The 18966-nt window shown below is 62.9% G+C and carries 19 protein-coding genes; all 19 read right to left on the bottom strand.

Annotation, left to right across the window (positions count from 1 at the left end):
* Window positions 1-2: 2 nt before the first annotated feature.
* Entirely contained in the window at window positions 3-500 is a 498-nt protein-coding gene (gene fliL / locus IAE40_RS05185) for a flagellar basal body-associated protein FliL (protein ID WP_054891874.1), read from the bottom strand.
* Window positions 501-758: 258 nt separating this feature from the next.
* On the bottom strand, window positions 759-2153 hold the full coding sequence (locus IAE40_RS05180) for a flagellar hook-length control protein FliK (RefSeq protein ID WP_200602784.1): 1395 nt from the start codon (window positions 2151-2153) through the stop codon (window positions 759-761).
* Window positions 2154-2225: 72 nt separating this feature from the next.
* On the bottom strand, window positions 2226-2573 hold the full coding sequence (locus IAE40_RS05175; protein ID WP_054891876.1) for an Hpt domain-containing protein: 348 nt from the start codon (window positions 2571-2573) through the stop codon (window positions 2226-2228).
* 49 nt (window positions 2574-2622) lie between these two features.
* On the bottom strand, window positions 2623-4314 hold the full coding sequence (locus tag IAE40_RS05170) for a fused response regulator/phosphatase (RefSeq protein WP_200602783.1): 1692 nt from the start codon (window positions 4312-4314) through the stop codon (window positions 2623-2625).
* Between the two features lie 8 nt (window positions 4315-4322).
* Window positions 4323-4628 carry an STAS domain-containing protein gene (locus IAE40_RS05165; RefSeq protein ID WP_054891878.1) on the bottom strand — a complete coding sequence of 102 codons (306 nt, stop codon included), beginning with the start codon at window positions 4626-4628 and terminating at the stop codon, window positions 4323-4325.
* 87 nt (window positions 4629-4715) lie between these two features.
* Window positions 4716-5174, bottom strand: coding sequence for a flagellar export protein FliJ (gene fliJ / locus IAE40_RS05160; RefSeq protein ID WP_054891879.1), 459 nt, complete (start codon window positions 5172-5174; stop codon window positions 4716-4718).
* Window positions 5175-5180: 6 nt separating this feature from the next.
* Window positions 5181-6539 carry a flagellar protein export ATPase FliI gene (gene fliI / locus IAE40_RS05155; protein ID WP_065862051.1) on the bottom strand — a complete coding sequence of 453 codons (1359 nt, stop codon included), beginning with the start codon at window positions 6537-6539 and terminating at the stop codon, window positions 5181-5183.
* Window positions 6529-7287 (bottom strand): flagellar assembly protein FliH, encoded by a 759-nt coding sequence (gene fliH / locus IAE40_RS05150; protein WP_153774590.1) that lies wholly within the window; start codon window positions 7285-7287, stop codon window positions 6529-6531. Before fliH ends, fliI begins: the two co-directional genes overlap by 11 nt.
* A gap of 162 nt (window positions 7288-7449) precedes the next feature.
* On the bottom strand, window positions 7450-8469 hold the full coding sequence (fliG, locus tag IAE40_RS05145; RefSeq protein ID WP_054891882.1) for a flagellar motor switch protein FliG: 1020 nt from the start codon (window positions 8467-8469) through the stop codon (window positions 7450-7452).
* Entirely contained in the window at window positions 8462-10237 is a 1776-nt protein-coding gene (gene fliF / locus IAE40_RS05140; protein WP_054891883.1) for a flagellar basal-body MS-ring/collar protein FliF, read from the bottom strand. The genes fliG and fliF overlap by 8 nt, the downstream gene beginning before the upstream one ends.
* A 14-nt stretch (window positions 10238-10251) precedes the next feature.
* Window positions 10252-10584 carry a flagellar hook-basal body complex protein FliE gene (gene fliE, locus IAE40_RS05135; RefSeq protein WP_054891884.1) on the bottom strand — a complete coding sequence of 111 codons (333 nt, stop codon included), beginning with the start codon at window positions 10582-10584 and terminating at the stop codon, window positions 10252-10254.
* Window positions 10585-10689: 105 nt separating this feature from the next.
* Window positions 10690-12063 carry a sigma-54-dependent transcriptional regulator gene (locus IAE40_RS05130; protein ID WP_200602782.1) on the bottom strand — a complete coding sequence of 458 codons (1374 nt, stop codon included), beginning with the start codon at window positions 12061-12063 and terminating at the stop codon, window positions 10690-10692.
* Window positions 12060-13277, bottom strand: coding sequence for a sensor histidine kinase (locus IAE40_RS05125; RefSeq protein WP_200602781.1), 1218 nt, complete (start codon window positions 13275-13277; stop codon window positions 12060-12062). Before IAE40_RS05125 ends, IAE40_RS05130 begins: the two co-directional genes overlap by 4 nt.
* 142 nt (window positions 13278-13419) lie before the next feature.
* On the bottom strand, window positions 13420-14895 hold the full coding sequence (gene fleQ, locus IAE40_RS05120) for a transcriptional regulator FleQ (protein ID WP_054891886.1): 1476 nt from the start codon (window positions 14893-14895) through the stop codon (window positions 13420-13422).
* A 169-nt stretch (window positions 14896-15064) separates the two neighbouring features.
* Window positions 15065-15361, bottom strand: a complete 297-nt coding sequence (gene fliT, locus IAE40_RS05115) for a flagellar protein FliT (protein ID WP_054891887.1) — start codon at window positions 15359-15361, stop codon at window positions 15065-15067.
* 15 nt (window positions 15362-15376) lie between these two features.
* Window positions 15377-15772 (bottom strand): flagellar export chaperone FliS, encoded by a 396-nt coding sequence (fliS, locus tag IAE40_RS05110; protein WP_054891888.1) that lies wholly within the window; start codon window positions 15770-15772, stop codon window positions 15377-15379.
* A gap of 132 nt (window positions 15773-15904) precedes the next feature.
* A complete protein-coding gene (gene fliD / locus IAE40_RS05105; RefSeq protein ID WP_153774593.1) occupies window positions 15905-17311 on the bottom strand; it encodes a flagellar filament capping protein FliD in 1407 nt (468 codons plus the stop codon).
* Window positions 17312-17390: 79 nt separating this feature from the next.
* The gene (locus IAE40_RS05100) at window positions 17391-17747 is read right to left on the bottom strand and encodes a flagellar protein FlaG (protein WP_153774594.1); all 357 of its coding nucleotides are present in this window, start codon (window positions 17745-17747) and stop codon (window positions 17391-17393) included.
* Between the two features lie 72 nt (window positions 17748-17819).
* Window positions 17820-18680, bottom strand: coding sequence for a flagellin domain-containing protein (locus IAE40_RS05095; RefSeq protein ID WP_054891891.1), 861 nt, complete (start codon window positions 18678-18680; stop codon window positions 17820-17822).
* Between the last annotated feature and the right edge of the window lie 286 nt (window positions 18681-18966).

Raw genomic sequence — 18966 nt, 5'->3', positions numbered from 1 at the left:
TCCTACTGCAATACGAAATTGGTGAACAGCAACTGGTCGATGACCGGCTTGCCGACTTCCTTCTGCGCCACTTCCTGGACCACCGCAGTGGCCTTCTGGCGCAGCATTTCCTGGCCCACGGCACTGCTGGCCAGGCTGTCGAAGCCTTGCCCGGAGAACATCATCACCAGATTGTTGCGAATCACCGGCATGTGCACTTTCAGCGCATCGAGGTCAGCCTGGTTGCGGCCCTGCAGGGTAATGCTCACCTGCATGTAGCGCTGGCGGCCGTTCTGGTTGAAATTGACCACGAAGGCCGGCGCCAGGGGCTCGTAGATCGCCGCTTGCTTGACGCTGGCCACGGCAGGGTCGGCCGCAGGTGCAGGCTCGCTCTTGTGCATGATGAACCAGGTGGCGCCCACCGACAGGCCCACGGCCAGCAGCAAGGCCAGCACCAGCAGCAGGATCAGCTTCAGTTTGCCTTTAGTGGCGGGGTCTTTGACTGCGTCGCTCTTCGCCATGCCAATAATCCGTCGTCCATCGGGGTTTCAAGAAAGGATGACGTGGCTGAGCAAGTGTTATGCCAGATTTGGCCGAGCGGGCTTGAGGAGGTGGTAGGAGCGGGCTTGCCCGCGAACACGGGCGTAGTCCGTGCCAGGCAGCGCGGTGTATTTTTCGCGGGCAAGCCCGCTCCCACAGGGATTTGGGCTGGTTTCTAGATTTTGAGCAAGACAGTTGCTCACAAAAGCCCGCACCGGTGTCAGACGCGGCCCGAATGATCAGGCGTAGTAATCGACTGCACTGTCGCCGATCACCACCTGCTGCTCCACCGGCCTTGAAGCATCGGCCAGCTCACCGTCCTCGCCCGCCTCCCCGGCGCGGCGCGCAGCGACACCAGACAGATTCGATCCACCCTGCTGGGCCTGCTGCTGTTGCTGACGCGACTGGTCGGCGACGTTGACGTCAGGCTGGGCCAGCCCCTGCTGGGCGAACAGTTCGCGCAGACGGTACAGCTGGCTGTCCAGCGCATCGCGCACGCCGGCGTGACCACTGATGAAGGTCACCTGGGTGGCCTGGTCCGACGCGACATTGACGCGAATGTCCAAACGGCCGAGCTCGGCAGGCTCGAGCTGGATGTCGGCCGACTTGAGGTTCTGGCTCGACAGGTACATGACGCGGTTGACCAACCCTTCGGTCCAGGCCCCCTGATTCATCGCCAGGGGCTGGTGCAGCGGATTGGTCGGCGGTACGGCATGGGCAGTCTTGGCGGTGACGGCCTGGGTCAGGTTGGCCAGGCGATTGGCGAAGTCGTCCACGCGGGTGTCGCTGTCGGCATGCTTGACGTCCTTCAGACCATTGGACAACAGCTCGGAGAAGCCTTTTTCGCCAGGCTGTGATTGTCCGCGCTCGGATTCACCCTCAGGCTTGACCGCCAGGTTCGCCAAGGTATTGACGTTGGCCTGGGCACTGTCGTCCTGGGCCTGGGTCTTGTCACCCTGGCCAGAGGCGTGCGTCGAGGTGGTGCCTTTGGCCTGGGCGCTCTGCTCGAGCGCCAGGCGCAAGGTCGGCATGTTCGCCAGGGCGTCGGCCTCGGGATCGAAGTCGCTGTCGTCCTGCTCGGCGACCGGCGGCGCCAGCTCTTCAGGGACCGGTTGCGCAGCAGGCTGCTGGATCGCGGCCTGCAGCACAGGGGCGACAGCTTCGGCCTGGGCCTGGAGCAATTGCGCACCCGCCTGGGCGTCGGTCACCTGCCCTGCCACCAGGCTGGCGTCCAGGGAGCTCGAGTCACTTGCCTGATTGCCGTCGCTGGAGGCCTGCTGGGTACTGTCACCCGCCTGTTGAGTGCTGTCGCTACCCTGGTTGTTCTTGTCAGCGGCCGATGCGGCCTTGTTGCTGTTGGCTGGCAAGTTCTTGCCATTACCGGCAACCGGCGAAGATCGGTCGTTGCCGCCCTTGCCGCCGGCATTGAAGTCAGGCTTGTCCTTGGGCGCCGGTACAGAGGCCTTGTCGTTGCGCACCGGCATCTTGTCGCTCTGCTGTCGGGCCATCAGCTGGTCGAAGCCGCTGCCCTGGTTGCCCGGTGCTTGCGGGGTTTTGTCCGCCGCAGGACTGGTCGCCCGCGAGGTCGCGTTGGCGAGGCCGGCTTGCAACAAGGGATTGGATGCGACAGGCATTGAAACTCTCCACGCCAGTGAACCGAAATAGAATCTGGGTGAAGACAGGCAAAACTCGCGCCAATTTTGCCGTCAGCCTGCAGAAACCCGCTCGCGCTCGCTACGGTAGAAGCGCTGGACCTCGACGAACTCCTGGTCGATCCGATTGATCAGGTCCTCGATGCCATACAAAGGCTGTTGCCGCACACGCTCCTCGAGCTGCTGGCACAGACTGGCCAGGCCAACTGCGCCCATGTTGCTGCTGCTGCCCTTGAAGCTGTGGGCGGCCATCCCCAACTCGCTGGCGTCCTTGGCCTCGTGCAACTGACTGAGACGGCGCTCGGAGTCTTCCAGGAAGGTTTCCAGCAACTGCAGGTAGCCATCTTCCATGACCTCCTGCAGGTCGCTAAGGACCTTTTGATCGATATGCTCGTGTGTCACTTGCTCACTCCTTGATCAAGCTTGATTATGCCTCAATCGCCGAGGCCGCTCACCAACCGAACTCCACCCGCGCCCGCCGCCCCTCGTCGAGCCATTGAGCCTTGACGCCCAAGCGCTGTACCAACTGTAGCCCACGCCCGCTGAAACCTTTTTCCGACGCAGGGCGCGCCAAGACTTTCTCGATATCAAAACCCGTGCCACTGTCGCTGATCTCAACTGTCAGACGACCACCTGCCGCCATGGGTTCCACCCTCAGTGCGATCTGCACGAAGCCCTCGGACAACGCGGCCAGGCGCCGACCGCGTTCGCGGTAGTACTCGGCAAATCCCTCGGCATCCTGCTTGAGCCGTGAGTCCATGCCCAACACCCCGTGCTCCAGCGCATTGGAATACAGCTCACCGAGCACACTGTGCAACACCCCGCTGCTGGGACGCAGACCATGGATTTCCTGGAGGAACTGCAACAGATAAGGTACCGGGTTGAAGCGCTTCAGGCTGTCGGCATGCAGCACCAGCGACAACGACCAATCCAGCGGACTGGAGCGACCGCTGTCGGAATACACCGGCGCCACAGGTGCCAGGCCACCAGGTTCGGCCATGCGGATATCGCACAGGCTGATGTCGTCTCGCGGCACACCACCAAAACGCTCCAGCGCCTGCATCACTTCATCGAACAGTTGCCCGGAATCGCGGTTGGCCGCCAACACCTCACACAAGCGCTCCACACCAAACAATCGATCCGTCGCATCGCTGGTATCGACCACGCCATCGGACAGCAGGAACAATCGCTCCCCCGCTGCCAGCGGCAGTATGTCGGTGCGGTCGTCAAAATGCTCGGGCGCCAGGATGCCCAGCGGCAAGTGCCGGGATTGCAGCACAGACAGCACCTCGCCGGCGGCCGACAAACGATAGCCATCGGGCATGCCCCCGTTCCACACCTCGACCGTGCCACGCTCGAAACTCAGGTTCAGCAGCAGCGCACAACAGAACATGTCCACCGGCAGGATGCGCTTGAGCTTGGCGTTCATCTCGCGCAGCGTCTCGACCAAACCATAGCCCTTGGCGGTCATGCCATAGAACACCTCGGCCAGGGGCATCGCCCCCACGGCCGCCGGCAGGCCGTGACCGGTGAAATCACCCAGCAGCACATGCATGTCGCCCGAAGGCGCGAACGCCGCCAGCAGCAGATCGCCGTTGAACAATGCGTAGGGCGACTGCAGGTAGCGGATGTTGCTGCTTCTCAAGCAACCGGAATGGGCGACCTTGTCGAACACCGCTTTGGCTACGCGCTGCTCGTTGAGCAGGTGATGGTGATGCCGGGCCAGTTCGTCGCGCTGCTCCAGTACCGTGGCCTGCAGCCGACGCAGGCGATCCATGGCGCCGATCTTGGCAGCCAGAATCACTGCGCTATACGGCTTGGCCATGAAATCGTCGCCGCCGGCTTCCAGGCAACGCACCAGCCCCTGCTCCTCGTTCATCGAGGTGAGGAAGATGATCGGTATCAGCGCTTCACCGGCCATGGCCTTGATCCGTCGCGCCGCCTCGAATCCATCCATCACCGGCATCAAGGCGTCGAGCAGCACCAGGTCCGGCCTCTGTTCGGCGAACAGCGCAACGGCCTGCTCGCCGTTTTCGGCAGTGACCACCTCGTGTCCCTGGCGCCGCACGATCTGCGCGAGCAGCAAGCGGTCCGCGGCACCGTCCTCGGCGATCAGCACCCTCAATCCCTGTTCGGCGGGCATGAGCGGCCTCAGCTGACGTCGAACAATTTTTCGAAGTTGGAAATGGCGAGGATCTTGCGCACATCAGAACTGGTATTGATCACTTTGATATCCGAGTGGTCACCACCGGCGTGATCGCGCAACAGCAGCAGCATGCCCAGCGCTGAGCTGTCCAGGTACGTCGCATCCTTGAGATCCACCACGACCGAGTCCGGGGCCGGGTGCTGGCGCTCGTAGGCGTCACGAAATTCCTGATGCTTGCCGAAATCGAAACGGCCCTTGACCTTGATCGTCAGCTGCTTTTCGTCCGGTGAAAAATCAGTTTCGACTGCCATGCGTGCGATTCCTTCGATGATGGCTACGACTCAGGAAGGTTTAGCAGCAGCCCGGCTGGGCCGCAAGCGCAGCGGCTTTGAGCGGTGTCAGCCTGGAAAATGATTCTGCCTGGGCAAGCGCTGTGACAGCTCGTCGAGCAGCTTCTGCTCACGCTTGTCTTCGGCCCGGCGGGCTTCGTCCAGGTAACGCTGCACCAGCTTGCGCAGACCCTCGACCCGGGCGTAGGCCTGTTGCCAGGCGTCGCGGGCATTCTTGAGGTTGTTCTGGTGCCAGGTCAGGCTCTGGCGCTGCTGGGTCATGGCCGTTTCCAACTGCCCCAGAAAGCGCTGGTAGTTGACCAACCAACTGCCGCCAACGCCCTGGCTGCCGCGGTTGATCCACTGCAACTGGTAGTCCTCGCGAAAACGCTCAAGCTCGGCGAGCTTGGCCTGCGCCTGGGCCACCAGTTGCTGGAAGTGGCCCATGCGCTGGACAGCCTTGCGCTCGGCCTCCTCGGCCATCTCCACCACCGGCGAAAGGCGCGCGGCACGACTGGGCAGGGCCATGGCCTATCAGCCGCCCGCCGGTGGGGCGAACACCGCGCCCAGCTGCTCGCCGCTCTCGGCCATGCCGACACTCTCGTCCAGCCCCTGGCGCAAGAACGCCACCAGCTTGGACTGCAAGGCAATGGCCAGGTCGGTTTCCGGATCGCCACCGGCCACGTAGGCACCCACGCTGATCAGATCGCGACTCTGCGACAGGCGCGACCATAGTTGCTTGAACTTCTGCGCCTGGCGCAGATGGTCGGCATCCACCACCTGCGGCATCACCCGGCTGATCGAAGCCTCGATGTCGATCGCCGGATAATGCCCTTCCTCGGCCAGGCGCCGGGACAGCACGAAGTGTCCGTCCAGCACCCCACGTGCCGAATCGGCGATCGGGTCCTGCTGGTCATCCCCCTCGGAAAGCACGGTATAGAACGCGGTGATCGAACCACCACCCGCCTCACCATTACCCGCGCGCTCGACCAACTTGGGCAACTTGGCGAACACCGACGGCGGATAGCCACGGGTGGCGGGCGGCTCGCCGATGGCCAGGGCGATTTCCCGCTGCGCCTGGGCAAAACGGGTCAGCGAATCCATCAACAACAGGACATTCTTGCCCTTGTCGCGGAAATACTCGGCGATGCGCGTGCAATACATGGCTGCGCGCAGGCGCATCAGCGGTGCATCGTCGGCCGGCGAAGCGACCACCACCGAGCGCTTGAGCCCTTCTTCGCCAAGGATGTGCTCGATGAACTCCTTCACCTCGCGGCCCCGCTCGCCGATCAGGCCGACCACGATGATGTCGGCCTTGGTGAAGCGGGTCATCATGCCCAGCAGCACCGACTTACCGACACCCGTACCGGCAAACAGACCCAGGCGCTGGCCGCGACCGACAGTCAGCAGGCCGTTGATACTGCGGATACCCACATCCAGCGGCTGACTGATCGGATCACGGTTCAGCGGGTTGATCACCGGGCCATCCAGCGGCACCCAGTCCTCGGCCTTCATCCCGCCCTTGCCATCGAGGGCACGGCCGGCGCCATCGAGCACCCGTCCAAGCATGCTCATGCCCATGGGCAGGCGGCCGCTGTCGTCCAGCGGCACAACCCGCGCACCGGGGGCGATACCGGCGATACTGCCGACCGGCATGAGAAAGACCTTGCTGCCCGCAAAGCCCATCACTTCGGCCTCGACCTGCACCGGGTGGTAGCTGTCGTCGTTGATCACCATGCAGCGACTGCCCACGGCGCCGCGCAAGCCCTCAGCTTCTAGGGTGAGGCCGACCATGCGCAGCAGACGGCCCTCGACCACCGGCTGCTCCGGCAGATTCACCGCCTCGGCATAGCCGCTCAGCCGCTTGGCGAAACTGGTGCGTTCAAGGCGCATCGGGGCTGTCCAGGTCGACCGACAGATCCGGCGCGGCAGGATGCAGTGACTGGTCGTGGGTCTGCTCGAACAACTGCGCCACGGCCTTCTCCATGCGGGTTTCCATGGTGGCATCGATGCGGCTGTGGGCCGTCTCGATGCGGCAACCGCCTGGCAGCAGCGACTCGTCTTCAAGCAGCTTCCAGCTTTCCTCGTGGCGTTCGCGCAGGGCCTTGGCCAGCTCGAAATCCTGCGGATTGAGGTGGATGCGGATATTGTCTGCGCCCATCGGCAGCAGTTTCAGCGCCTCGCGCAACACATGAGTGATCTGGCTGGAATCGCTGGCCAACTCGCGACCGATCACCTGACGGGCGACATGGGCGACCAGGTGCACGAGGGACTTCTCGATCTGGGTATCCTGCTCGGCGATGGGCTCGAGCAGGTTGGCCATCAATTGCTCCAGGCTCGCCAGCTTGGCCGTCAGGGCCTCTTCGGCCTCCTGGCGCACCTTGAGCTGCGTGCTGTGGAAACCCTCGCGCTCGCCGGTGGCGAAGCCTTCGTTGTAGGCCTCCTGGCGAATCGCTTCGAGCTCTTCGAGGGTCAGCGGCTGGACTTCCTCCAGCGGCACTTCCTCGACTTCCTCGACCACCTCGGGCTCAGGTTCAGGTTCAGGCTCGGGCTCCGGATCGAAGCTGGGCAATGCCCATATATCGACACCCTCGAGGTCGCGGGCGCGGATCAGGTCGCTGGGATGTTCTTTGGTGGACATGCTGTCATGTTCTCGAAACCATGTTCAGCCAACGCGATCCCTGTGGGAGCGGGCTTGCCCGCGAAAGCGTCAGCAGGAGCAACGCGTGGCCTGACCTGGCGCCTTCGCGGGCAAACCCGCTCCCACAGGGTCAGCGCCAGTCAGAACGGTGCGCGAAATCGCTTAGATCATTTCCTCGGCACCCTTGCCACCGAGCACGATCTCGCCGGCCTCGGCCATGCGTCGAGCGATGGTGAGGATTTCCTTCTGCGCCGTTTCCACATCGCTGACCCGCACCGGCCCCTTGGCCTCCAGGTCGTCGCGCAGCAGTTCCGAAGCACGCTTGGACATGTTCTTGAAGATCTTGTCCTTGACCTTCTCGTCCGCGCCCTTGAGCGAGACCACCAGCACGTCCGAGGACACCTCGCGCAGCAGCGCCTGGATACCACGGTCGTCGACGTCGGCCAGGTTGTTGAAGACGAACATCAGGTCTTCGATCTGCTCGGACAGGTCGCTGTCGATATCGCGGATCGCATCCATCAGCTGGCCTTCCACGGAGCTATCGAGGAAGTTCATGATGTCGGCAGCGCGCTTGATGCCGCCCAGGGTGGTGCGCGCAGCATTGGAGTTGCCCGAGAACTGCTTCTCGAGGATCTGGTTGAGCTCCTTGAGTGCCGCCGGCTGCACGGTGTTCAACGAGGAGACGCGCAGGACGATGTCCAGGCGCACCTTGTGGTCGAAATTGCTCAGCACTTCACCGGCCTGGTCGGGGTCGAGGTAGGCGACCACGATGGCCTGGATCTGCGGGTGCTCATAGCGGATGACATCGGCCACGGCACGCGGCTCCATCCACTTCAGGCTGTCCAGGCCGCTGGTGTTGCCACCGAGCAGGATGCGGTCGATCAGGCCGTTGGCCTTGTCCTCGCCAAGCGCCTGGTTGAGCATCTTGCGGATATAGCCGTCGGAGCCGACGCCCAGGCTGGTCTGGTCGCCGACGATCTCGACGAACTCGCTCATGACCTGCTCGACCTGCTCACGGTGCACGTTGCCCATCTGCGCCATGGCGACGCCCACCCGCTGCACCTCCTTGGGCCCCATGTGGCGCAGGACCTGGGCTGCATCGGTCTCGCCCAGGGACAGCAGGAGAATCGCCGCCTTGTCGACGCGGCTCAGCTTGGCGGTAACGGCTCGGTTGTCACTCATCGGCGTTGATCCACTCTTTCACGACCTGGGCGACACGGCCCGGGTCTTCGGCCACCAGGCCCTTGATTGCGTTCAGTTGCGCCTCATAGCCTTCGCTCGGGCTTGGCAACAGGATACTGCTCGGCCCGCCAAGGCTGACGCGGTCGTTGCCCAGTTCGCCGTCCAGGCCGATCATGCCGCCCAGTTCCATGTCGCTGTCGGTGGCCGCGCTCTTGCCGCCACCGGTGATGTTGTTGAGCACAGGGCGCAGCACGCCGAACACCAGCACCAGGATGAACACCACGCCCAGCACTTGCTTGATGATGTCCCAGAACCAGGGCTGCGAGTAGAACGGGATGTCGGCCAGCACTTCGCCACGGTCGGCGGAGAACGGCACGTTCATCACGGTCACGCTGTCGCCGCGGCTGGCATCGAAGCCGACCGCATCCTGCACCAGGCGAGTGAAGCGCGACAGGTCCTCGGCGCCCCAAGGCGCGCGGGTGGTCTCGCCGTTGGCATCGACCTTGACCTGATCGTCCACGACCACGGCCACCGACAGGCGGGTCAGGCGACCTTGCTGCTGGCGGGTATGGCTGATGGAGCGGTCCAGTTCGAAGTTCTTGGTGCTCTGCTGACGCTTGTCGGACGGATACGGTGCAAGCATCGGCTGGCCGGTGGCCGGGTCCATGATCTGCTGGCCGTTGGCATCGACCAGCGGCTGGCCGGGGGCGATGGCACCGGCCGGGGTACCGGTACCGGCAGCGTTCTCAGGTGCAGCAGCACCGGCTGGCGGCTGGTTGCTCAGCGCGCCGGGAACACCCTGCGGGCCCTGGCTGCTGGCACGCTGCTCGTTGACCGACTGCTCGCTGCGCAGCGCCGGCTGGTCAGGGTTGAACTGCTCGGAGGTGGATTCGACGGCGTTGAAGTCGACGTCGGCGGACACCTCGGCCTTGTAGCGGTCGTTGCCCAGCACCGGCTGCAGGATGTTGTGCACACGCTGGGTGAGCAGGCCTTCCATGCGGCGGGTGTAGTCGAACTGCTTGCCGGCCATGGTCAGCGAGGTGTCCTGCAACTGATCGGAGAGCAGATTGCCCTTCTGGTCGACCACGGTGACCTGCGACTTGTCCAGCTCCGGCACGCTGGTGGCGACCAGGTTGACGATGGCCATCACCTGACCGGCTTCCAGGTTGCGGCCCGGGAACATTTCGACCAATACCGAAGCGCTCGGGCGGCGCTCGTCACGCACGAACACCGAGCTTTTCGGAATGGCCAGGTGCACGCGAGCAGCCTTGATGTTGTTCAGGCTGGAGATGGTACGCGCCAATTCGCCTTCCAGGCCGCGACGGTAACGGGTCGCCTCCATGAACTGGCTGGTACCCAGGCCCTGGTCCTTGTCGAGGATCTCGAAACCGATGTTGCCATCGCTTGGCGCCACGCCGGCGGCGGCCAGTTTCATGCGGGCACGGGAGAGGTCATCGGCCTTGACCAGCAGCGCGCCGGAATTGGGTTCGACGGTGTAGGGAATATCAGCGGCGGCCAGGGTTTCCATGACCTGCTTGGTGTCCATGCCGGCAAGGCTGCCATACAGCGGACGGTAGTCCGGCTGCTGCGACCAGAGCACCACGGCAAAGCCGATGGCCACGCTGGCAGCCAGCCCGACCAGCAGACCGACCTGACGCAGCATGGGCATCTGCGAGATGTTTTCCAGGAACGCCATGCCGAACAGCGGCGGCTTGGCCACGGGCGGGCCACTCTTGGCGGGGGCGTTATCGACGACTGCTTCGGCCATGACTCAATTCGTCCTCAAACCGGCATCTGCATGATGTCCTGGTACGCCTGGACCAGCTTGTTGCGCACCTGGGTCAGGGCCTGGAACGACACGCTGGCCTTCTGCGAGGCGATCATCACGTCGGTGAGGTCGACACCGCTCTTGCCGATCTCGAAGGCGTTGGCCAACTGGCTCGATGCCTGCTGGGTATCGCTGACCTTGTTGATGGCCTGGCCGAGCATGTCGGCAAAGCTGCTCTGGCCCGGGGCGAGCTCAGGCGCAGCGGCGACCTTGGGCAGCGACATGGCATCGGCCTGCATCGCGCGCATGTCCAACATCAGACGATTGAATTCAACACCTTGGCTCATGAACTTCTCTCTCCGGCGGCCGCATTTTTTTGACACTGATGCAGCGGGTAAAACGGTTAAAGCAACAAAGGTGCCAGCCTTCGCAAAGTCGCTCCGCAAAGGCACTTACCCGTACAGGCTGGCCTCGACATCCATCCCCGCATCGCGCATCTGCGCCAGCTTGTAGCGCAGCGTACGCGGGCTGATGCCCAGCCGTTCGGCAGCCTCCTTGCGACGCCCACGTTCGGCGCGCAAGGTATCGATGATCATCTGGAATTCATGACGACGCATATCGTCGCCCAGGCCACTGGACTCAGAAGCCGATTCAAGCGATGATGGCTCTGTGATATCACTGCTTGCTGGTGACAAGGGAATGGCGCCCGCCAGACAGAAATCCGCCGCCTCGATCACCCCACCCTGCTGCAGGATCAGCGCTCGCTGCAGCGCGTTGTCCAGCTCGCGCACGTTGCCAGGCCATGCGTGCGCCTGCAGGCATGCCCGCGCTTCGGCCGACAGGCGAACCGGCGCATGCTTCATCTTGCCGACATGCTTGGCCAGCAGGCGCTCGGCCAGCGGCAGGATATCGGCGCTGCGCTCGCGCAGTGGGCGCCAGGCCAGCGGGAAGACCGAAAGGCGGTAGTACAGGTCTTCACGGAAGCGCCCGGCAGCGACTTCGCCAGCCAGGTCACGGTTGGTGGTGGCCAGCACGCGAATGTCCAGGGTGATCGGCTTGCGCCCGCCGACCCGCTCGACCTCCCGCTCCTGCAGCACGCGCAGCAGCTTGGCCTGCAGGCCCAGTGGCATTTCGGAAATCTCGTCGAGCAACAGGGTGCCGCCATCGGCTTGCTCGAACTTGCCCGCCTGAGCCGCGATGGCACCGGTGAACGCGCCTTTTTCGTGACCGAACAGCGTGGCTTCGAGCATGTTGTCTGGAATCGCCGCGCAGTTGATCGCCACGAATGGCTGCGCGGCGCGCGCCGAGCGCTGGTGGATGTAACGCGCCAGCACTTCCTTGCCGGTACCCGACTCGCCCGAAATCAACACCGTGGAGTCGCTGCGCGCCACGCGGGCAGCCAGCTCGAGCAACTGCCGACTGGCCGGCTCACTGGCCACCGGCCCCTCCTCTTCGACACCCAGGTGCCCCGCGGCATGACGATCGACCAGACTCAGCAACGCCTTGGGTTCGAACGGCTTGACCAGGTAGTCGGCAGCGCCCTGACGCATCGCCTCCACCGCACGCTCCACTGCAGCGTGCGCAGTCATCAGCAGCACGGGCAGTTGCGGATGGTGACGACGCAGTTGCGCAAGCAGTTGATGGCCATCCATCCCCGGCATGTTCACATCACTGACCACCAACCCGAAGGCCTCTTCGGCCACGGCGTCCAGCGCCTCTTCTGCACTACCCACGGCGCGGTAGTCGAACCCGCCGATCTCCAGGGTATCGCCCAATGCCTGGCGCAAGGCACGATCGTCCTCGACCAACAAAACCTTGACCATCACTGCACCTCCGTCGATTGCCCGTCGATCAGCGGCAGCACCACCCGCACGCAAGTGCCACGCCCGACTTTCGAGCGCAGCTCAAGACTGCCCTGATGCGCCTTGACCACCGCCTTGACCACCGCCAGGCCGAGGCCGGTGCCGGTGGCCTTGGTCGTCAGGAACGGCTCGCCCAGGCGCGCCAGCAGCTGCGCGTCGATCCCGCTGCCAGCATCACTGACGCACAGGTGCAGGCTCTGCCCCCGACGCAACAGGTGTACTTTCAGGCGCGCGGGCTCCGAGCTTGCCTGCAGCGCGTTCTCGATCAGATTGAGCAAGGCGCCAACCAGGGTGTCGCGATTGCACAGCAACTCGCCCAAGTGCGTGTCGCACTGCCAGCGCACCGCATGGCCCTGCACATGGGAGTGCGCAGCCTGTTGCAGCGCCTGGAACAATGCCTTTGGGGTCAGCCGGTCATTGAGCGGCAACTCGCCACGGGCGAACACCAACATGTCGCGCACCTGATGTTCAAGCTCGTGCAGACGCTCCTTCAGGCTGCCGGCGAAGCGCTGACGGGTTTCCAGAGCCAGGCAGCCCTGGTCGTCGGCCAGATGGCTGGCATAGAGCATGGCCGCCGACAGGGGCGTGCGAATCTGATGCGCCAGCGAGGCAACCATGCGCCCCAACGACGACAGACGCTCGTGACGCGCCAGTTGTCCCTGCAGGCGACGGGTTTCGGTCAGGTCGTTGAGCAGCACCAACTGACCGGGCTCGGCATCCAGCGAACGGGTGGCAATGGACAAGCGTCGACCGTCACGCAGTGACACCTCGTGGCCGTCATCCTCTCGCGGCGCGAAGCTGCGGGCGATGACCTGGCGCCAGAGCTCACCGACCAACGGCGCACCGAGCAACTCACAGGCGGCAGGGTTGGCTTCGCGCACATAGCCCTGGCCGTCGATGACGATCACCCCGCCAGGCAGCAGATCCAGCAAATGCTGCAGGCGGTTGGCCAGACGCTCCTTTTCACCCAGCTCGGCCATGCGCTGTGCGCTGACCACCTCCAGCTCGCCCTTGAGCTCGCTGACGCGGGCCTCGAGCATGTTGTACGACTCACTGAGCTGGGAGGAAACCTGGTTGAACAGGGCGAACGCCTGCTCGAGCCCTTGTCGACTTTCCTGTTCGACCGGGGTGCGTCCCTGCTGCTCAGGGGCTCGGGAGATGTGGGCGGCCTGGGGCATCGTGCTCTCTCGCATGGCTGACCGTCATAAAAACGGTACTTTGCCTGCGGTGTAGCAATAGCCGTGCCGGGGATGGGGTTTCTGAAAACACACCAGCCCCTTGCAGGCGCAACGCGAGGTTGCGCCTGCAAGGGGCTGGGCTTCAGTCTTCGGCCTGGTCTTCGCCGCCCTGGCGACTCATGCCGTACTTGCGCATCTTCTCGACAAGCGTGGTTCGACGGATGCGCAGGCGTTCGGCGGCGCGGGCAACGATGCCGTTGGCGTCGTCCAGGGCTTGCTGGATCAGCCCCTGCTCCAGGCTGCCGAGATAGTCCTTCAGGTCCAGGCCTTCCGGCGGCAGCATGGCGTGGCTGGAGAAGTTCGGCGCATGGCCGTTGATCGCCACGCGCTCTTCGAGATCGCTGCGCAAGCTGTCGACCAACTGCTCGTCTTCGTCATCGACGTAGCGGAATTTTTTCGGCAGCTCGGCAACGCCGATCACCCCGTACGGATGCATGATCGCCATACGCTCGACCAGGTTGGCCAACTCACGGACGTTGCCCGGCCAGCCATGCCGGCACAGCGACATGATCGAGGCCGAGTTGAAACGGATGGAGCCGCGCTTCTCGTGCTCCATGCGCGAGATCAGCTCGTTCATCAGCAGCGGAATGTCCTCGACACGCTCGCGCAGCGGCGCCATTTCGATGGGGAAGACATTCAGGCGATAGTACAAGTCTTCGCGGAAGGTCCCCTCTTCGATCATGGTCTCGAGGTTTTTGTGGGTCGCCGCGATGATGCGCACGTCGATGCTCTGGGTCTTGTTGCTGCCAACCCGCTCGAAGGTACGCTCCTGCAGCACGCGCAGCAGCTTGACCTGCATCGGCAACGGCATGTCGCCGATCTCGTCGAGGAACAGGGTACCGCCGTTGGCCAGTTCGAAACGCCCCGCACGGCTGGTGATCGCCCCGGTGAAGGCGCCCTTCTCGTGTCCGAACAGCTCGCTTTCGAGCAGCTCGGCAGGGATCGCCCCGCAATTGACCGGCACGAAAGGCGCTTCACGGCGCTTGGAGTGATAGTGCAGGTTGCGCGCGACCACTTCCTTGCCCGTGCCGGACTCACCGAGGATCAGCACGCTGGCATCGGTGTCGGCCACCTGCTGCATCATCTGCCGCACATGCTGGATCGCGCGGCTGGTGCCAACCAGGCTGCGGAACAGGTTGGGTTCGCGCTGACGACCGCGCTCGCGCGCCTGGTCGTACATCTCACGGTAGACCTGGGCACGGTGCAGCGAATCGAGCAACTGGCTATAGCTGGGCGGCATCTCCAGGTTGGACAGCACGCGCCGGCGCAGGTCTTCAGGGAACTCGGCAGAAGAAATTTCACCTAGAAGCAGAACTGGAAGGAACTCATCCCACGCAGCCACTGTCTTAAGCAGGCCCAGGACACTCGCCGGTGCATTCACAGCCCCGATCAGCACACACAGGACTTCCCTGCTCGAAGACAATGCCTCTACCGACTGCTGCCAGTCCGCACTGGAGCAGGAGAGGTTCTCTTCGCCGAGAAAATTCAGGACCACCGCCAGATCGCGGCGGCGTTCGCTGTCGTCATCGATCAGGAGGATCTTGGTTTCACGCCACATTCAATACTAACTTCCCTAGTCATATCGGCGCCCGCAGGCGTGCTCGACATCATTCCGACTGAAATGGTCAGTGTTCGGACGTCTGAAATTTCGAAAACAGCCACTAGTTAAGTCAAAAAACAGCACACAGTCAAATTAATGGCGCGCAGCTTCTTGCATTGCCCAGCGATCAGCTGAACAGATGGTATACCTTTGTCGCGTTTTTTGCCTGACGGATCTGCGTCATCTCGTCGACTATCGATTGACGTTCACCACTTGCAAATTCAATCAATTGCCGATACACCGCCAGCAATTCATCCAGACTGCTCCTGACCTGTGCATCGTTTTCCTGCGCTTCGGCCAGGATATCCTCGACGCACACGCGACATGCCAGGTCGAGCTTGCCCACCGCATCCCAGTCGCGCTCAGCGAACGCTGCCAGCAAGGCATCGCGGGTCTCTTCGATACGTGCAATCACTTCGCTCATGTGCGCCTCCTGGAATTACTCTGCCGGCACCTGTTCGCCGATGGCGTCCCAGCCTTCCTTGACCGTGATCAGCAGGCGCGCCACTTCGTCGATGATCGCCGGGTCACTGTGGACGTTGGCTTCGATCAGGCGACGGCTCATGTACTGGTACAGGTTGTCGAGGTCGGTCAGGCTGTCGGCGTGATTCTCCAGATCCAGCCCTTCGCGCAGGCCGCCAATGATGTCGATGGCCTTGCCGATCAGAATGCCCTTCTGGGCGACGTCCTTGCGCGCGATGGCGCCCTTGGCCTGGGCCATTCGGTCAAGACCGCCCTGCATCAGCATCTGCACCAGACGGTGCGGACTGGCTTCGGAAGTCTGCGCAGCACCGTTGACTTTCTGGTACTGCCGAAGGGCCAACATCGGGTTCATGGAACTACCTCATTGCAGCGAAAAGGTTGCGTATACCTGCTGTATCGCCAGCTCGTCAAAAAACTTTAGCCATGAAACACAAAGCCCGGTACACCTGCAAGGTGTCACCGGGCTTTTGTCGCCGCTTAGCGATCAGCCTTTCTTGGCCTGGGCATTCATCGCATCGAAGATCGAGACGATCTGCTCGCCCTGCTTCTTCATCAGGCCCAGGGCGGTGTCGAGCGCTGCGTACTTCTTGGTCAGCGAGGTGGTCAGCAGCTCGGTACGGCGGTCCAGCGCAGCCTGCTGGTCCTGCAGGTTCTTGGTCACCTTGTCGAGCGCCGACTTGCGCGAATCCAGCGAACCGCCGGTCTTGACGTAGGGATCGAGGGCCTTGGTCATCCGGTCGAAAACGCCACCGTCGGCAGTGAACAGCCCCTGAATCTCCGAGCCAAGCTTCTTGTCGTTCAGTGCAGCGGTGAACTTGGTGCTGTTGAACTCAAGCGTGCCGTCTTTCTGGGTGTTGATACCCAGCTGGCTGAGGGTATTGAGCTGGGTGCCCGAACCGGCTTCGGCGACCACCTTGCCGATGTCGCTCAGCAACGAGCGCGTGGTCGGATCGTTGGTCAACGGGCCCAGGCTGGTCACGTTACCGGAAGAGTCCTTGGTCGGTGTCGTCAGGGCGGTAACAGCCTTGCGCAGGGTGTTGTAAGCATCGACAAACGACTGAACCGATTTCTTCAGGCCATCGTTATCGAGCGTCACACTCACCTTGACCCCGGTCGTGGCAGTGGGCGACGTGGTGCCGGTAAGTTCGAGGCTCAGGCCACTGACCGCGTTGTCGACGACGTTCTTGGAGCTGGTCAGCTTCAAACCGTCGACGGAGAACTCGGCATCCTGTGCCAAGGCGTCGATAAAGCCGCCCCCCGCACCCACCATCTTCTGCGTGCCATCGATGGTAAGTTCGGGGATACCGCCAACGGAAATGTCACTGCCCTTGCCGGTCGTGGTAGAGCCGAACACCAGCCGCGAACCGCCCGCCTCGTTGACGACGTTGGCGGTGATGCCTTCCTTGCCCAGTTCCTTGTTGATCTGGTCGCGCACGCTTTGCAGCGTGGAACCGGCAGCAACGTTGACCTTGTAGGTCTTGCCGTTCTGGCTGATGGTCAGCTCACCTTCGCTGATCGCTGAGGTTCCCCCCCCGGCGAACTGCTGGCTGGCGACCTTGGAGCCAGTGGCCAGTTGGCTTACCCGGATATCGTAGGTACCGGCAACCGCACTGTTGGTGGTCTTGATCTTGACCACGCTTTCGTTGGCGGACGTACCGGCAAAGGCGTTGAAGGAAGGCGCATCCTTGTCGTTGAGCTTCTTCATGGCGTCCTGGAACGCCGTGAGAGCGCTACGCAGGGAGCCGATGCCCGAGAGGATCGCCGAGTTGTTGCTCGACTGCCGAGCAATCTGGTTGGACTTGGCCGAAGTATCGGACTTCACCAAGGCATCAACGATCTTGCTGATCTCGAGGCCGTAGCCCACGCCTGTGCTAGGAGTAATTGCTGCCATGTCCTGCCCCTCTCTTCAACGCGCCCGCCTCGCTCCTGCAAGGCCGGCATGATTCGTAACGCGCAATGCTCGCCGCCGGTCAGACCTTGGCGTTGAACAGTACACTTTTGACATCGCGCAGGCTTTCGGCGATCCGCAGGGCCTCCTCGGAGGGAATCTGACGGATCAGCTCGCCGGTTTCGCTGGCGATGACCTTGACGACAATCTTGCCGGATTCTTCATCCGTGGAAAACTCAAGATTACGTCGGGTTTCTTTCAGGAATTGCTCGATCTGCGAGACGGCTTTCTTGACGTTGTCAGTGTCGTGCACCTTGACCGCGTCCTTCTTGCCACCCTCGGCGGATGCTTCCAACGGCCGCGAGACCGGCTTGTCGGCAACCTGCTCGGCCGAACGTGCGGCCGGATAAGACAGGTTCAGCTTGACGCTCATGTCCATGTCCACCACCTCGTAATGAAAAGGCGGGGGAGCGCCGCAAGTGCACTCCCCCGCCAGCAGCTATCAGGCAGATTAGCCCAGCAGCTTCAGAACTGCCGACGGCAGCTGGTTGGCCTGGGCCAGAACCGAGGTCGAAGCTTGCTGCAGGGTCTGCTGCTTGGTCAGCTGGGCAGTTTCGGCAGCGAAGTCGGTGTCCTGTACACGGCCACGAGCAGCTTCGGCGTTCTCGTTGATGTTCTGCAGGTTGTTGATGGTGCTGGTCAGACGGTTCTGGGCGGCACCCAGGTCAGCACGGTTGGTGTTGATTGCCTGCAGGGCAGCGTCGATTGCGCTGATGGCGGCGGTGAAGGTCTGCTCGGCGGCGGTGCTGTTGGCACCGGTGATGCTCTTGCCAGCCAGGGCGGTCAGCGCAGCGCCAGTACCGGTGGTTTTCATCGCGGCACTGAGAGTCACGGTGATCTGGTTGGCGGAGCCGGAGTTGGAGCCGACCTGGAAGGTCATGACGCCAGCGGTACCGTCCAGCAGGTTCTTGCCGTTCAGCTGGGTGGAGTCGGCGATACGGTCGATTTCCGACAGCATCGACTGGAACTCTTTGTCCAGAGCGTCACGGTCTTGCTGGCTGTTGGAGTCGTTTCGGGACTGGACGGCCAGTTCACGCATACGCTGCAGGATGTTGGTCTGCTCTTGCATCGCGCCTTCAGCGGTCTGGGCGATGGAGATACCGTCGTTGGCGTTCTTGATAGCCATGGTCTGACCGCGGATCTGCGAGGTCATGCGGGTAGCGATCTGCAGGCCGGCGGCGTCGTCTTTGGCGCTGTTGATTTTCAGGCCGGACGACAGACGGGTCATCGAGGTGCTCAGAGCGTCGGAAGCACGGCTCAGGTTTTTCTGAACGCCCAGAGAGGTGGTGTTGGTGTTAACGGTCAAAGCCATGACGAATTCCTCGTTGGATTGGGTACTGCGGCTTCCGGCCCTGGCGTTTGCCGGGTGTGTGGCCTAGAGAACCTTCGTAATGGTTATCGTCGTCGTGGCGGTTTGCTTTAGGGGGTTTTGCGATTTTTTTTAGTGGCACGCTGCCACCCCAATGAAATCAAGGGTTTGACGCCAGAAATACAGCGTCCGCCGGGGCCCGCAGAACTGCCAAATAGACAGCAGAAATGCAAAAGCGGCGGCCCGGGGACCCATGGGCGGGGGTTTGGAGAACCCGCCCACCAACAAA

The sequence above is a fragment of the Pseudomonas sp. S44 genome (assembly GCF_016624805.1).
GTDB lineage: Bacteria > Pseudomonadota > Gammaproteobacteria > Pseudomonadales > Pseudomonadaceae > Aquipseudomonas > Aquipseudomonas machongensis.
This window is presented reverse-complemented; position numbering and strand designations above follow the sequence as displayed.